Source organism: Vibrio sp. Makdt, from assembly GCF_027587015.1.
Taxonomy (GTDB): domain Bacteria; phylum Pseudomonadota; class Gammaproteobacteria; order Enterobacterales; family Vibrionaceae; genus Vibrio; species Vibrio chagasii_B.
On record NZ_JAPPTH010000003.1, the window covers coordinates 216,667 to 232,891 of the forward strand.

Genomic DNA, 16,225 nt, shown 5'->3' on the forward strand with positions numbered 1-16,225 from the left:
ATATTGTGGTTTTGATGGTTTGAAAGGGTGGCGCGCAACTGCCCTTTAGGAGGGAGGCCGAAGCGCGCCTGTAGAACCGTTTTATTTGTTCTTTTTAGCTATTCTTGTTAGATAGGCTTAGATTAAATCTTACCTACTAGGTCTAGAGATGGTGCTAGTGTCTCTTCGCCTTCTTTCCATTTAGCTGGGCATACTTCACCTGGGTTAGCCGCTACGTATTGTGCTGCTTTAACCTTGCGTAGTAGGTCTTCAGCGTCACGACCGATACCTTCAGCAGTGATTTCCATTGCTTGGATAACGCCTTCTGGGTCGATTAGGAACGTAGCACGGTCTGCTAGGCCTTGACCTTCACGCATAACATTGAAGTTATTTGTGATGTTGCCCGTTTGGTCACCTACCATGAAGTATTCGATAGTGCCGATTTTGTCAGAAGTATCGTGCCATGCTTTGTGAGAGAAGTGAGTGTCAGTTGATACTGAGTAAACTTCTACGCCGCGAGATTGAAGCTCTGCGTATTTGTCTTGTAGGTCAACTAGCTCAGTTGGACATACAAATGTGAAGTCTGCTGGGTAGAAGAAGAATACAGCCCACTTGCCTTTAACGTCTTGCTCAGTGATTTCTACGAATTCGCCGTTTTTGAATGCTGTTGCGTTGAATGGTTTGATTTCTGTGTTGATCATGATTTGACTCTCTTTCTAATTTGTAGTGTTTAACGCTATCCCGCGTCGATGTAGATATATTGCATTGCCACCGAAAATTAGTGAAATCGGACATTTCTATAGATTCAATAGGCAAATCCTATCTTCGAAAGGAAAAGGCTATCGGTAAAAGCTATCAACAAAAACGATTAACAAAAGCCATCAAACATCAGCAGCCCTCAATTTGAGTAGCTATGCTCTTTAGGTTGTTCTCTCTATTGGGCTTATCTCTATTGGCGTGCGTATCTATGTGTCTATGTAGGTAAGGGTAGATATGGTGTCTTTACGTGAGTTGAGTTGTTATACCAAACTGTAAATAACAAAATATTATCATTAATATAAATTATGATAATTTCAGTTAATCGTCGTATCTCCATATACTCTCTTCATCGAAACGAAACATCGAAGCTAGACTTCGAAAAGCACAGAATTTAAAACGAATTTGGAGCAAGTTATGAAAATGAATCACGTAGGCATCATGGTTGGCGACATGGACCAAGCAGTCGAGTTTTACACGAAAGCGCTAGGTCTAAGAATCGTAATGAACAACACTAAAGTGATGGAAGAGCGCGAATCAGCAATCGGCCGTATGTGTATCGCTGTGTTCGGTGAAGGCTTTAAAGGCTTCAACATTGCACACCTAGTAACATCTGATGGTATCGGTGTTGAGCTGTTCGAAATGAAAGAGCGCCAAGAGCGTCACGAAGTTGATTTCTCTCGCCTAGGTATCTTCCACTTCTGCCTACAGCTTCCAAAAGAGCAGTTTCATTCAGCTATCAAGCGTGTTGAAGAGTTTGGCGGTAAGGTTCGTATGGACATCATGCGTTACCACCCAGAAGACGAACTAAAACAAGCACAAATGGTTTACCTAGAAGACCCGTTTGGCAACCTGTTCGAATTCTACTCGCACTCATACGAAGATACGTACGCGACAGATTACGAGTAATCGCGTTACTACCTTCCATAAGCTAGAAGAACCGAAACACCCCCTAAAGAGGATTGGTAGAGATACCAATCCTTTTTTGTGTTTGTAGGGCCTAATTTAGGAATATCGGGAAAACCTCGGCTGCACTAAAACAAACCGACAATGTTGCTCTTTAGTGCAGCATATCCTTGATGGAAAACTTAACTGATTGATAAATATAATGTTAAACCATTGGCATATATGTTGCTCTATTGTCTTTATGTAAATTGTATACAATAAAAAATACATAAAGGAAGTCACATGGAACAGAACAGTGAATTGATCTACGGGTTGGACGATCGACCATCAGTCAAAGCAGCCAGTTACGCGGCGCTGCAGCATGTATTAGCAAGCTTTGTTGGCATTATCACCCCCACGCTTATTATCGGTGGCGTTTTAGGGTTGGGTGAACACATTCCTTATCTGATCAGCATGGCACTGATGGTGTCTGGGGTCGGTACCTTTATCCAAGCCAGAAAAATAGGGCCAGTTGGTGCAGGGATGATTTGTGTCCAAGGAACCAGCTTTGCATTCTTAGGATCTGTATTAGGTGCGGGCTTCCTTGTTAAAGCGAATGGCGGTGGTCCGAATGAAATGCTCGCCACGATTTTCGGTGTCTGCTTCTTCGGTGCGTTTGTCGAAATTGTCCTCTCGCGTTTTATCGAAAAGCTGAAAGTGGTGATCACCCCCGTTGTGACCGGAATCGTTATTACCACGATTGGTATCTCTTTGATTAAAGTTGGCGTCACAGATATTGCTGGTGGTGTTGGTGCCGAAGATTTTGGCTCTGGAAGCAATCTGATGTTGGGTGCCATCGTTCTCGGAACCATAGTCGCGCTTAACCTGAGTAACAATAATATGGTTAGGCTGTCGTCGATTTTAGTTGGGTTAGTTGTTGGCTGGGGCGTGGCCATTTTGATGGGCAAAGCGTCAATGGTTTCTTTTGCTTCTCAACCGCTATTGAGTATTCCTGTCCCATTTAAATATGGCTTCGCTTTTGATTGGCAAGCCTTCCTGCCTATCGCTTTTATTTACTTGATTACCGTTATTGAAACCACGGGCGACCTTACCGCCAACAGTATGTTTTCAGGGCAACCGGTTAAAGGGCCTAAATACCTCAATCGACTCAAGGCTGGCGTGCTGGGTGACGGCGTGAACTCACTTATCGCTGCGGTATTCAATATTTTTCCGAACACGACTTTCAGCCAGAACAACGGTGTGATCCATTTTACGGGGATCGCGAGTCGCTACATCGGCTATTTCATTGCCGCGACTCTTTTTCTGTTAGGGCTATTTCCCATCTTAGGTGCGGTATTAATGACGATTCCAAAGCCAGTCTTGGGCGGGGCGACATTAGTGATGTTCGGCACGGTTGCCGCGGCAGGCATCAAAATCATCGCCAATGAGAAGCTTGATCGCCGCAGAATCATGACGATAGCCATCTCACTAGGCTTAGGGCTTGGTGTCATGCTGGTACCGGATTTATTGAAAGAAGCACCCAAGCTAGTACAAAGCATATTTGGCTCACCTGTAACCATGTCTGGTATTGCCGCGCTTGTGATTACCGGGTTGATGTCTTTGGTGCCTGAAACAAAAGCCAAGCAGATTTCGAACGTCGTACAGACCAGTAAAGCGTAACGGGCTTCTTCATGCTGAACTAAGGATGTTTAACTAGAGCCACATGACATATGTGGCTCTGAACTTTAACTTATTGTGTGACGTGTTGGCATCTCACTTAACTTGGTAAATAACATAAAATTATCATTAATATAAATTATGATAATTTCAGTTAATCGTCGTATCTCCATATACTCTCTCCATCGAAACGGAAGACCGAAGCAGTCTTCGAAAAATACAGAATTAAAGAGAATTTGGAGAAAGTTATGAAAATGAATCACGTAGGCATCATGGTTGGCGACATGGACAAAGCAGTCGAGTTTTACACGAAAGCTTTAGGTCTAAGAGTCGTAATGAACAACACCAAAGTGATGGAAGAGCGCGAATCAGCAATCGGCCGCATGTGTATCGCTGTGTTCGGTGAAGGCTTCAAAGGTTTCAACATTGCTCACCTAGTAACATCTGATGGTATCGGTGTTGAGCTGTTCGAAATGGTTGACCGTGAAGAGCGTCATAACGTTGATTTCTCACGTCTAGGTATCTTCCACTTCTGTCTACAGCTTCCAAAAGAGCAGTTTCATTCAGCGATTAAGCGTGTTGAAGAGTTTGGCGGTAAGGTTCGTATGGACATCATGCGTTACCACCCAGAAGACGAACTAAAACAAGCGCAAATGGTTTATCTAGAAGACCCGTTTGGCAACCTATTCGAATTCTACTCGCACACATACGAAGACACGTACGCGACTGACTACGAGTAATTGCGTTATCTACCTGGCATAAGGTAGAAAAACCGAAACACCCCCTAAAGAGGATTGGTAGAGATACCAATCCTTTTTTTGTTTGCGGTGGTTAAGGAACTAAAGAGTCTACTCCACTATCGGACGATGCTAAGCTCGACCTGAGTTTCATGTGGAAATGAGCTTAATGCGGATACCCATCTCAGTAACCGATCAACCCTTTTGTGTGATTCAAAAGAGTTGATTCAGGTTACGAGCAAACCCTTAGTAACCGTCTCTTGTTTAACGGTTTTCCTTTTCATAGTGGTTTGCGATTGCTTCAAAAGCGGCTAAACGAGGTAAGTTGGTTGACCTTGCTGCATTTGAGGCTGATTGTGCTGATGAATACGTCGCGATAACAAGGTTTTGTTCTTGGTTGATGTACAGGTGTTGACCATACACACCTCTAAAGGTCGCGATTCCTTTTTCGCTATCATGAACCCACAAATAGTTTTTGTACCCTTCAAGCCACTGGTCGTAAACACCTGAATCTTTGTCTTTGTAAATACTACGATCCATATGTTTTCTCTCATCTTCAGTTAGATTGAAGGTATCTTCTATCCATGCTTTGGAAAAGACTTGTTGTCCATTGAAACTTCCGTCGTTGGCAATAGCGATACCGACTCTAGCAAAGTCTCTTAGCGTCGTTGCGAATCCACCTGTGGCAATTGGAGTGAATGTCATATCAGCCATAAGAGTTGCATCGTGTTCAACGCCAAGCTTGTACCAGATGTTTTCAGCAATAAAATCTTGTAGCGGTTGTCCCGATACTCGAGTTATGAGCCACCCAGCAACGTCAACATTAGGTGAATGGTATTCATATTTGTGGTTCACCGCCAAATCTGTATTTTGCTCAAAATCAGGAGCAAATTCTAATACGCCTCTCGGGGTATCGTCCTTAGTTGGATCAAGCATCATTAAGTCATATGCAGGTACTAAGCCTAAGCGACGAAAGTACTCAAAGTGCATAGTGCCAGGGGTGATATTGGCATAGTCTTCGCTGTAGTCTAGAGCTGATGTCATGTTCAGAACAGTTCTCACGGTTTGCTTCCCGAAATGACTGCCGCGTAATTCTTCAATATAGCTTTCAACGGTTTTATTGGGATCTAGCTTACCTTGCTCAACGAGAATACCAATAGCCTGACCAATGAGTGATTTAGTGCTTGATGCCCACATGTGGTGATCTTTAGGTCCAAAAGTACCAAAGTACTCTTCATCAACAATTTGACCGTCTTTGATAACGATATAACCATCAGTGCGGTCATTTAACATCGCTTCTTTGACGGTGTAATTTTGTTCAGCATATTGGAACTGAAGTTGAGCAATATTTTGGTCTAGTCTTTCTGGTAATACTGAAACATTGCCATCACGAGGGACCATTAATGTTGGGTGAATCCCCATATTTTGGAAAGCCCAATGGTTGTAATCAGGGTGCATCCAATTTCCTAATGTCACCTGCTCATTTGCATCCGTTAAAACAGAGTACATTGCAGTCGCATTGTCGTTTGCAGATACCGCGAATGCTGAGATGGACGCCAAAATTGCGATCGATTTTAATTTCATATTTATAGCCCTTGTTTATTCCTAATCATCTTTGGACACATAATATGTTTGTTAAAAGATACACACGAATACATAATGTACGTATTACCCATACATTGGTGTTGAAGGGCAGTTATGGTCACATTGGAGCAGCTCTCTTGTTTTAAAGCGGTATACGAGCTTAATAGCTACAGTAAAGCCGCAAGATCAACGGATAAAACAAGAGCTACGGTTCGAGAAAGAGTCAAAGCGTTAGAAGATATTTTGGGTTTTGAGCTATTTGAGATTCAGGGTAAAACAGTGGTCCCGACTAAGAGCGCGAGACATTTGTATGTTAGAGCTGACAACTTGATCAGGCAGTCGAAAGAGTTTTATAGCGTTGCCTTGTCTACTTTTTCTACTGATGTCACTTCCATCGTCTTACACCATGATGATTTAATACCACTGTGTTTACTGTCCGATATCGATGACGCGATTGAGCGTGAGTTTCCTGATATTTCGATAAATTGGCTGCAAAGAGACCGAGGTTCAAGCTTTAAAGATATCGAAGCGGGTGATGCACTATTTTCAATTATGCCGACTATTGGTCAGATCTTTCCGAACACTAAAGTTGGAGTCGTTAATTTAGGCACCTACCAATACGCTCCATTTACTTCAATGGAATCTGGCATCTCCCATCAGGCTATCGATCTTAATGAGTTAACCACTGAGGATTTTCTGCTGACCGAAAACTCTGTATTGAATGAAATGAGATATGCGAACATCAGTAATCGAAAGCACCTTGTTTCGAATAACGATATGTTGCTAAACAAGATTCAAAAAAAGGGTTGGACGCTCTTAAGTACTGCAAATGCGCAAGACTTTGTCGATACAGGGAAGTTGAGAAAGATAAACGTCAAGGAAACACTAGTGAACATGAGGCAAGAGATGGTGTTGTTTTATCCGCTGCATTCAGAGATGAATAAAACACGAAGCCGAATTATTGAAATAGCCAAGGAATGCGCCGCTGTTTTTGCTGACGGCCGTTTCTCATAACCTCATGGCTTAACGATATCGTGAAAATCTGTGTTAGCTCAGAACAGAGAGCCTATTCAGAATTTCGTATTAAAGCCTGGCATGCTATTCGAATTTTAAGCACACACACTAAGATACTTAGGTGATTGATTACGATGAATAGCTTTATCTACCTACCATAAGCAGAAAACGAAATATCCCAAAAGAGGATTGGTAGCGATACCAATCCTTTTTTGTTTGTGTGCTTTTAGTGCTCCATCATATGATGAGGTTAATAAAGCAACAGCTTTAAGGTGTTGTTAAAGTTGACGTTTTGAAGATAAAACCTTTCATGGATATGACTGAAGCAAGCGTGCTTCATGAAAACATTGCGCAATCACACTGGTGATAGCCCTCGCTGAGAACTCACAATACTCAGCTTAATACGGCTGAACCGCACTACAATGAAAATAGATAAACATTACATGAAGAAGATCTACTCAAATAGCATGAAAAAACTAAACCTTATCTTGGCCGCTTTTCTTATTACTTTGCTTGCCGGATGCTCGTCACATGCGGCCGTCGATACTTCAAAAACAAAGGGCTATGCCAATTCACATGCGCTTGTGGGAGTGGCTTCTTGGTATGGCGATAAATTCCATGGAAAACTGACGGCAAGTGGTGAAACGTATAATAAAAACGCCTATACAGCCGCTCACAAAACCTTGCCATTTGGGGCTATCGTGAGAGTGACTAATACAGCCAATAACAAGTCAGTCGATGTCAAAATTAACGATAGAGGCCCTTATGTAAAAGGCCGAGTGATTGACCTTTCCCACAAAGCATTTTCTCAAATTGGTGACGTTAAGAAAGGCGTAGTAAAAGTCAAAATTGAGATTATTGATGACAGCAACACCTTTCGATACAAACACTAGAATCCCCTCCTAACCTCCCCTTGGTTTACATCTCCGATCCCTTACCTGCAATGGAAAGAGCTGACCGTCGACCTTGATGAATGTACAGTACATTTATGCTTACTTGATTAGGCTGCTTTCGCAGCCTTTATTGATCCTTTCTAATATCATTTTTTAGTTAGATGATTTAATTCTTATAATTTGAATTGGGTCTTTTGTATCTCGTTAATTCAGTGGCTTATATGTCGGTTCACCAAGCTTCATTAAAATTCATTGTGAAATAATGAAAAGCTGACCAAATCCCAAATGATGTGTAACTTGGTTAACAATGGGAAAAGAAGGGCGAATTACATTTCGTTACTCATTGAAGTAAATCTGAAACATCGCTGAAACGGTTCTGAAATTTTTGATGGCTAGCTTATGGGGTTCTAAAACGAATCCAAATAAGGAAATACCCGTGAAGCTAACACCTGTCGTTGCCGCCGTAATCATGTCTTTCAGCTCAGCAAGTTTTGCTTTTAGCTTGCAACAATCAGCCAATGAAAACAGTGAAGATCTCGTATGGACGGGGCACCTTAGCCCAGATAGCGACACGGTAATGTCTGCGATGCTCGCGGCTCATATCTATGGCGGTACGGCTACAGTACCTGAGCCTATCAACCCTGAATCGACGTTTATCTTGAATTACTGTAATGCGGAATCACCACGTGTAGAGACAGATTACTCTTCATATCGAGTAGGGCTGGTGGACTTCAATCAGGTTACTCAGCTAGCGCCAACTATTGACCAAGCATCTATTGTTGCTGTGGTTGATCATCACGCAATTGGTGGCTCACCGATTAACACACCACAAATGGTTGAGATGGATATTCGTGGTTGGGGATCGGCTGCGACAATTTTGGCTGACAATGCTGAAAAGCTGGATGTGACCCTACCTAAGCATCTTGCTTGTGTCGGTTTAGGCGCAATCCTTTCTGATACCGTGGTATTCCAATCATCGACCACGACTGAGCATGATCGTGAGTACGCAGAGAAACTTGCAAGAGTTGCAGGCATTTCAGATATCGAAGATTTCGGCCAACAGATGCTGATTGCTAAGTCGGATCTCAGTCACCTTTCTTCTGAAACCATTCTGATTCTGGACTACAAGAACTTTAAGTACGGTGGCAAACAGGTGGGCATCGGTGTGGCTGAAACGCTAACGGCTCAACAACTGATTGACCGCAAAGACGAGCTTTTGGCAGCGATGAAGTCTTATAAAGAAGAGAACGACTTAGACCATCTGTTCTTCTCAATCACAGACACTAAAAACAAAGAAGCAAACTTACTTTGGGTTGATGAAAGCGACTATCAAGTTATCAAATCGGCTTTCAACGCTGAACCAACCAGCGACATGCTAACTTTGGAAGGCGTTACTTCTCGTAAGCGCCAGATTGGCCCTGCAGTTCAAAAGGCAATTGAGAGCTTGTAAGTATTAAGAGAGCTTGGTAGAGGGATTGGTAGAGATACCAATCCCTTTTTTGATTCTTGGGGGTCTAAATAGGATTTGGACAAAACTGAGTTAGTGACTTTTCTAGTTTAACAAAGTCACAATAACAGCAAACAAGGTAATACGAACTTCGTAGACCACTTTAGTTAAGCTTGATAATCGCTTATCTCTTGATTAGCCCACCATCAACTGGAATTTCGCTACCTGTTATATATGAAGATGCAGGTGAAAAAAGAAAAATGGCTACGTTAGCTATTTCAGGAGCAGAAGCGGCTCTACCAAGGGGTAGCTTACCAACAACACTACTCTCAAATTCAGTCTGTTGCTCACTGGATAAGAATCGTCTGAAATTAGTCGAAACGGGGCCAAGTGCCAAACTATTCACTCTAATCCCCTTGCATGCTAGCTCGCTACTCCACACTCGAACTGCAGCACTGAGAGCACCTTTTGAAGCTGCATATAACGAAGTCAGCTTTGCTCCCTCATAAACAGAGCTTGAACTGGTGACGATGACAGATGATTTTTCCTTGAGGCATTCGCTTAATACAGCTAGCTGGAGTATTGGGCCTCTAACATTGATATCCATGATCTGGCTGTATTTTTCCGCACTAACGTCTTTCAAGCTATCTAACTGTGCAATGGCAGCATTCAGCCATAAACCATCAAGCATACCGTTTTTCCGAACGACCTCTACGAGGTCATTACCAGATTCAGGGCTTGAAGAGTCAATATTTACAGGAATAATACGGGAGCCATGTTTTTTTGATAGCTCACTCAGCTTTTTACTATTACGCCCAGTGATAATAACGCGAGCACCGAGATGTATCATCTCTTCAGCAGTAGCTAAACCAATGCCACTAGTCCCCCCAGTGATCAAATAAAGTTTATTATTAAAATCACAGAGACTGGAAATATATGAAAAATTATCTGTTGCCTTATATGAAGATTTTATATTCAACATTGTTTCTCCTCGGTTATGAGAAACAACGGTAGCAGTTAGAGTAAGCTCTAAGTCAACATACTTTACCGTTTTTGTATAAATTAATTTTATAATCTAAGGCCTTAAGATGGCTTTCTAGTAAGCATATTTGTTCAACAACTCTCTCTCTATGCATTGATAGCATGCTTTCTCTAGCATGGAGGGTTTCAGAACCACCATCAGAAAGCCTTACGTATTCTAGAATTTCATTTAGGCGCATTCCTGTTTCTTTAAGGCGTTTCACAAAAATTACCCAAGCAACATCTTGAGCATTGTAATACCTATGTCCACTAGAGTTTCTGTGGATGTTTTTTAGTAACCCTATCTTTTCATAATATCGTAGAGTATGAGAAGACAAACCTACTTCTTTAGAAAACTGCTGCATATTCATAAATAAGCCTTTTGGGGTATTGCGTTTCATGTAGCGGAGAGCACTCAAATCAAAAATGATGAACTAATGAGCGCGTCAACAAAGCCTTTAAAATAGACTATCTTCCATTGCTTTCTGACAAACTTTTTCTATTTGTTCTCTTAGCCATATGTGAGAAGTATCTGATTGGAGACGAGGGTGCCACATCATAGAAATCGTAATTTTTTTAGTGTGAACCGGCAACTCAAATGCCCATAAATTAGCATTAGTTGAATTTAATGGTTCATTTGACAAAATCTGGATAACGTTACGTCATACAGCCGCTGCTCTCCTGCCAAATTGCTCACGTGTGTCTTTACTGCCTTCGTCATGGCTACGCTCCTAACTCAAATTTCACGTTATTTGACGTTTTAATGGTACCATCTTTGTTAAAGATGAGCTCCGCCTAAGGTTGTTGAAAATCTGACAACTGTCTAAGGTTTAATTAATATTTATCAATGCCTTATACATAGCGGCTCATTTCATATACGACATTATGCCGCTATAAAACCTACTTCTATCTCAAAGCACTGCTAACTACGCAAGACGCAAGTTTGAGACAAAAATATGGAGTCAAATAAAGAGTAACTAGTCAGGTCGAAATTCAGCCTGTGAAGGTCTTTGACATACTCAATGCTAACTATTTATTCGATAACACTTGAACACTTGAGTCGTTCGGATACGCCCATAAACCTATTCGATTAAATTTTTCACGATTTTGTTGCGCAAACTCGGAATGGGGCATTTCTGAGCTAGAAGTGCTCACCGTGAACAAAAAACTATTAGAAAATAGGCAGGTAAGTGCCTCTTCTCATACTGATGATGTCCCCCCGCTGTCCAAAACGCGACGATTTTCGTCAACTACTATTCAGATATCATTCACATAGTCTTCTAGCATGAACTTTTCTCAACAAAGAAAGGACAAATTAATAATGTTAGAAATGCCATCAGAAAAATACCGAGCAGCTCCTGTTATCAGCTTTCCACAAAGAACATGGCCTTCGAAGATATTAGACAAAGCCCCTCGTTGGTGCTCAACCGATTTACGAGATGGTAATCAGTCTTTATCTAACCCAATGAATATTGATAATAAACTGAAGTTCTTTCACCACTTAGTTGAATGCGGATTCAAGGAGATTGAAGTTGCATTCCCATCAGCATCGCAAACGGATTTTGACTTTGTTCGATGTCTGATCGAGAACAAGTTAATTCCAGGTGATGTTACTATTCAGGCGATTACGCAATCCAGATCGGACTTGATTGAGCGAACAATTGATTCTCTAACAGGGGCGTCTAAGGCCATCGTCCATTTGTACAATGCTACAGCTCCATCTTTTAGAGATATTGTTTTTTCTCAGGATAAACAGTCTACTCTAGAACTTGCTGTAAATGGGGCTAAACAGATTAAAGCCTTATGTGAAAAACGACCTGAAACTGAATGGACTCTTGAGTATTCACCAGAGACATTCAATTTTACGGAATCCGAGTTTGCACTTGAAATCTGTGAAGCAGTAGCGTCAGTATGGCAGCCAAGTAAGACACGGCAGCTTATCATTAACTTGCCAACAACCGTTGAATGTAACACTCCTAACGTTTTTGCAGACCAGATTGAACACTTCATAAATACATTTAGTTCATTAGAGCACGTAACAATCAGTGTTCATCCTCATAATGATCGAGGTACAGGTGTTGCTAGTGCCGAACTCGCCATGCTAGCAGGATCGACTCGGGTCGAAGGTTGTTTATTCGGGAACGGTGAACGTACAGGCAATGTTGACTTGGTCACACTCGCGCTAAACCTTTATTCACAAGGCATTGATCCTAAATTGCGCTTTCATGACGTTCGGCATACGGTTGAACTCGTCGAGCAGTGTAACGAAATCCCTGTTCACCCACGTCACCCATATGCTGGAAGGCTCGTTTTCACCGCCTTTTCGGGCTCTCATCAAGATGCCATTAAAAAAGGATTTTCTTCGTATAGCTCCGAGTTGAAGACCTTTTGGGATATCCCTTATTTGCCGATAGACCCTATGGACTTAGGGTGTAACTATGAAGAAGTGATTCGTGTAAATAGTCAATCAGGTAAGAGTGGTGTCGCATGGTTACTACAAGAAAACCACGGATTGTTACTGCCTAAAATGCTCCAAGCCGATTTGAGTAAAAAAGTGAAAAATCATACCAATAGATCGGGATGTGAAATTAGTCTTTCGGAATTATGGCAACTATTCAGGCAGTCTTATGGTCTAGTGAGTAACCCGACCATAAGCTTGCAGAGCTATCACAGCCAAACAACAGAGATTGGCCAAAAAATCGAAGCCAAAATTCATCACAACAACAAAATGATAGGATGTGTTGGTTCTGGGAATGGTCTAATGTCTGCGTTGCTAAAAGGGTTAATGGATCAATATGGTCTGCAGGTAAATATCGTTGACTATCACGAGCATACTCTCGGTTCACGAACCCAAAGCAAAGCGGCCTGTTATGTGCAGTTACAGTCTGCGATTTCTAACGTGAGCTTTTTTGGCGTCGCAATTGAAGAAGATGCAACAAAAGCATCTCTACAAGCATTGTTGAATGCCTACTCTAATTTACTACAGACTAACTTAGCGCTTTAATCTTGTTCTAATGGATTAATCATCGGACAATATTCCCTCGGAGACAGCCCCGTTCGACTTTTAAACATCGCGCTAAATGCGCTAGGGCTGTCATATCCAATCGCTAATGCAGTATCTAACACACTGCACCCGCTGGCTAAAAGTTCAGACGCATGTAGTAAGCGTTTCTGACGCAGCCATTCTGTGAACGTTAGACCTAGCTCTTGCTGAAACCGACGAGAAACAGTTCTTTCACTTTGGCCCAAATACTTGGCAGCATCTGAAGCTGTCCATGGGTGTGAAAGACGCTCAGATACGTTTTTACAGAGCATGACCAATGCTTCGGTTCTTGGGTTGGGGAGATAAAAATCAATGGGGTTTAGCAAACGTAATTCATCAAGTATCAGTTCAAATATTCGTTCTTCTCGCGTTCCTGCTATCCGAATATCGGGTAGAGATACGGCCTCAACAATTAAACTGGTCAGCAACGACGAAACTTTCGATAGCACACAGGTATTGCGAAGGTCTGCCCTAGCCATAGGATCAACAAAAAGCGTACGAACTCGAACGTCCCCCGTAATTCTGAGGCCGTGTGAGATACCTGCAGGTATCCATAGCCCTTGATTCATTGTCACAACCCACGACTCTGATTGTGTATCCACTCGAATAACACCGTTTAAAGCATGTAAAAACTGAGCGCACTGATGAGTATGGGGTGGTTCTACATCCCCATGAGAATAATTGTGTGCATATGCCAGTATTGGAGGCGCCAACGTTTCGTCACAAAACTTCATAAATACTCGAGTAAATCCTTATACCGAATGAAAAAAATAATGTAACGAACTTATCCAGAATTCTCCAGAAGAAAGATAATCTCTGTTTCTCCACTGAATTGTCCTTTGGACATTTATCCTGTCAGATACAACTAAACTGGTATTAATTCGTTAGGTAAATTAGGGCAAACGTCGATACTCAGGCACGTCGTGACTGAGGGGGCTGAATTGAAATGGGGCAAATCCGTATTAGCCCAACCTCAAACCCCCTCCTAACCTCTCCTTAATCCGCATCTTCGATCCATTATGATTCGAGGAAAGGGGAGGAATTGAATACCGATCATGACATGTGCATTTACACGTTCAGCGGCAAAGAAGATTCTCCCCCTCGGTCGTCAATCTAGAGGGGTTGATGAACTCAACTTGAGAGGGAGTTAGAGGGGGAGGGTGTTTCAAAATCGACGAACACACGGCAGCCTATCAGCTATTGAAAAGTATTGTGATTGCGCCTGATATGAATGGAACGCACATGCATTCCAATTGAAAGATTCGGCGTTCTAAGACTCACAACGTATATGCGTTATTCGATTCCAACCACTCTTTTACCGCTCGGTTAAAAGTGACCAACTTCTGCGGTGTTACCCTTCTTTGAGCATAGATGAGGCTTAGCTTTTGGGCTTTTATCGACCATTCTGGGAATACGTGAATAAGCTCACCTTGTTTGAGCTGCTCTTCAACTTGATAGAACGGCAAGCTGGCGACACCTATCCCTTGCATCGCCAACTCTAAAATTGAACTGTAGGTATTCGAGCTAACGCTTCCGGTTACTTCAACATGGTAGGTTTGCTCGCCATTGATCAACTCCAGCTGATTCCAGCGTTCATTTTGACTGTTAAGAATGAAGCTGCATTTATGGATGTCTTTAGTGGTGGCAAGTGGGTTAGTCGATGCGTAACCCGCACTGCAAACCAGAACATTGCGGATGTACCCGAGATCGTTGGCAATCACATCATTAGGCAGTTCATCGTAGGCTCGAAAAGCAATGTCAAAGTCGCCAGACTCTATCTTCTTTTTCATCGGCCCAAAGTCGAGAATCAAATCCACTTTTGGGTACTCTTGCTTGAAAGTAGGGATAATATGACGACAAAGCGCACGTCCAAACTCTATCGGTGCGGTAATTTTTAAATCGCCTGCCACTTCCTGAGTCATGTCTAAGACACGCATTTCCGCTTCAGTTGCCAATAGTTGAATTTGCTTCGCTTTCGAATACAACTCTTCACCCACTTCCGTGAGGCTGATAGAACGAGTCGTTCTGTGAAACAGCTTAGAATTCAATGTTTCTTCGAGTCGTTGTACATGCCGAGACACCAAACCTTTTGACACATCCAATACTTCAGCGGCCTTGGTGAAGCTTTGCTCTTCGGCGACAGTCAAGAAGGTCTGCATATAAATCAAATTCATCATTAACACCATTTAGTAAACAGTGAAGTCATTTTGTACTGTTTTTCTCACTCCTTCAAGAAACTAAGATTCAAAACGTAAACAGAAAGGAGAAGAACAATGAACAAATTACTACTTATTACCGCTGCAATGGCTGCCTCTATGAATGCTTCAGCTGCCTCTGTTGTAGAAAGCAACCCAACATTGGTTGGAGACTCATTCGGCTTTGTTGAAGGCCCAACATGGGATGTGGAACATCAACGTTTCTTGTTTAGTGATATTCCAAATAACACAACCTTTTCTTATGATCTTAACGGCAAGTTGAGCGTTTTTGATGACAATTCTGGCTATGCCAATGGTCTCGATATCGATGCGAAAGGCAACCTTTGGGCGGCCCGCCATGATAGAAAGCTGTCGTACCGTCAGGGTAACGGAGAGAAAGTGATTGTCGCTGCAACGTATAACGGCAAGCTGCTCAATAGCCCGAACGATTTAACCGTTAACAGCGATGGCAGCGTGTGGTTTACCGATCCTCCGTTTGGTATCCAAGGTTACGGCCCAGCAAAAGCAGAACCAGAGCAACCGGTTAACGGCGTTTATCGTTACCTAGATGGTGATCTAAAGTTGATCTCTGGAGAGTTCAAGCTACCAAACGGCATCGCTTTTTCTTCTGATGAATCTTCTTTATACGTTGCCGACACATCTGATGGCTGGGTATACCGATTTGATGTTGATGGACAGTCACTCAGCAATAAGACGCAGTTTGCTCAGGTGAAGGCGGAGTCTGGCTCTGAACCTATGGTTGATGGCGTTGCTGTTGATGCCGATGACAACCTATTTGTTGCAGCGCACGGTGGCGTGGGTGTGTTCGATAAAGACGGTAAGCAGATAGACTTCATTGCTATTGATGCAGGCCATATCAGCAACCTAGAAATTGGCGGGAAACAGCAAGACTTACTGATGGTAACGGCATACAACAAAGTGTTGCTGTTCAAGCTTAAGTAACGCTTAACACAAGCGAAAACAAAAAGGGACGG

General features: G+C 42.4%; 14 protein-coding genes. 8 read left to right on the top strand and 6 right to left on the bottom strand.

The window, feature by feature from the left end:
* Positions 1–122 precede the first annotated feature (122 nt).
* A complete protein-coding gene (ahpC, locus tag OH460_RS05165) occupies positions 123–680 on the bottom strand; it encodes an alkyl hydroperoxide reductase subunit C (RefSeq protein WP_016798107.1) in 558 nt (185 codons plus the stop codon).
* A 472-nt stretch (positions 681–1,152) separates the two neighbouring features.
* Between ahpC and OH460_RS05170 the strand changes: the two genes are divergently transcribed.
* The 3 genes from OH460_RS05170 (at position 1,153) to OH460_RS05180 (ending at position 4,037) form a co-directional block, all read left to right on the top strand.
* A complete protein-coding gene (locus OH460_RS05170; RefSeq protein ID WP_016798106.1) occupies positions 1,153–1,644 on the top strand; it encodes a VOC family protein in 492 nt (163 codons plus the stop codon).
* 279 nt (positions 1,645–1,923) lie between these two features.
* Positions 1,924–3,300, top strand: coding sequence for a uracil-xanthine permease family protein (locus OH460_RS05175; protein ID WP_269995700.1), 1,377 nt, complete (start codon positions 1,924–1,926; stop codon positions 3,298–3,300).
* Positions 3,301–3,545: 245 nt separating this feature from the next.
* Positions 3,546–4,037, top strand: a complete 492-nt coding sequence (locus tag OH460_RS05180) for a VOC family protein (RefSeq protein ID WP_046223770.1) — start codon at positions 3,546–3,548, stop codon at positions 4,035–4,037.
* 261 nt (positions 4,038–4,298) lie between these two features.
* Here the strand turns inward: OH460_RS05180 and OH460_RS05185 are convergent, their stop codons facing one another.
* A complete protein-coding gene (locus tag OH460_RS05185) occupies positions 4,299–5,618 on the bottom strand; it encodes a serine hydrolase domain-containing protein (protein WP_269995704.1) in 1,320 nt (439 codons plus the stop codon).
* A gap of 114 nt (positions 5,619–5,732) precedes the next feature.
* Here OH460_RS05185 and OH460_RS05190 point away from each other — a divergent pair, with 114 nt between their 5' ends.
* The 3 genes from OH460_RS05190 to OH460_RS05200 all read left to right on the top strand — a co-directional run bounded on the left by OH460_RS05190 (position 5,733) and on the right by OH460_RS05200 (position 8,975).
* Positions 5,733–6,632 carry a LysR family transcriptional regulator gene (locus tag OH460_RS05190; RefSeq protein WP_269995706.1) on the top strand — a complete coding sequence of 300 codons (900 nt, stop codon included), beginning with the start codon at positions 5,733–5,735 and terminating at the stop codon, positions 6,630–6,632.
* Between the two features lie 467 nt (positions 6,633–7,099).
* Positions 7,100–7,525, top strand: coding sequence for a septal ring lytic transglycosylase RlpA family protein (locus OH460_RS05195; RefSeq protein ID WP_443088675.1), 426 nt, complete (start codon positions 7,100–7,102; stop codon positions 7,523–7,525).
* Positions 7,526–7,961: 436 nt separating this feature from the next.
* Positions 7,962–8,975 carry a manganese-dependent inorganic pyrophosphatase gene (locus OH460_RS05200; RefSeq protein ID WP_269995710.1) on the top strand — a complete coding sequence of 338 codons (1,014 nt, stop codon included), beginning with the start codon at positions 7,962–7,964 and terminating at the stop codon, positions 8,973–8,975.
* 181 nt (positions 8,976–9,156) lie between these two features.
* Here OH460_RS05200 and OH460_RS05205 read toward each other — a convergent pair whose 3' ends face one another.
* A complete protein-coding gene (locus tag OH460_RS05205; RefSeq protein WP_269995712.1) occupies positions 9,157–9,954 on the bottom strand; it encodes an SDR family NAD(P)-dependent oxidoreductase in 798 nt (265 codons plus the stop codon).
* Positions 9,955–10,006: 52 nt separating this feature from the next.
* Positions 10,007–10,363, bottom strand: a complete 357-nt coding sequence (locus tag OH460_RS05210; protein ID WP_269995913.1) for a MerR family transcriptional regulator — start codon at positions 10,361–10,363, stop codon at positions 10,007–10,009.
* A 950-nt stretch (positions 10,364–11,313) separates the two neighbouring features.
* Here OH460_RS05210 and leuA point away from each other — a divergent pair.
* On the top strand, positions 11,314–12,996 hold the full coding sequence (gene leuA, locus OH460_RS05215; protein WP_269995714.1) for a 2-isopropylmalate synthase: 1,683 nt from the start codon (positions 11,314–11,316) through the stop codon (positions 12,994–12,996).
* On the opposite strand, the gene OH460_RS05220 is transcribed toward leuA, so the two are convergent.
* Both OH460_RS05220 and OH460_RS05225 read right to left on the bottom strand, forming a co-directional pair.
* Entirely contained in the window at positions 12,993–13,769 is a 777-nt protein-coding gene (locus OH460_RS05220) for an AraC family transcriptional regulator (RefSeq protein WP_269995716.1), read from the bottom strand. The two genes, leuA and OH460_RS05220, sit on opposite strands and share 4 nt — an antisense overlap.
* 543 nt (positions 13,770–14,312) lie before the next feature.
* On the bottom strand, positions 14,313–15,209 hold the full coding sequence (locus OH460_RS05225) for a LysR family transcriptional regulator (protein WP_269995718.1): 897 nt from the start codon (positions 15,207–15,209) through the stop codon (positions 14,313–14,315).
* A 99-nt stretch (positions 15,210–15,308) separates the two neighbouring features.
* Between OH460_RS05225 and OH460_RS05230 the strand changes: the two genes are divergently transcribed.
* On the top strand, positions 15,309–16,193 hold the full coding sequence (locus OH460_RS05230) for an SMP-30/gluconolactonase/LRE family protein (protein WP_269995720.1): 885 nt from the start codon (positions 15,309–15,311) through the stop codon (positions 16,191–16,193).
* The last annotated feature ends 32 nt before the right edge of the window (positions 16,194–16,225 follow it).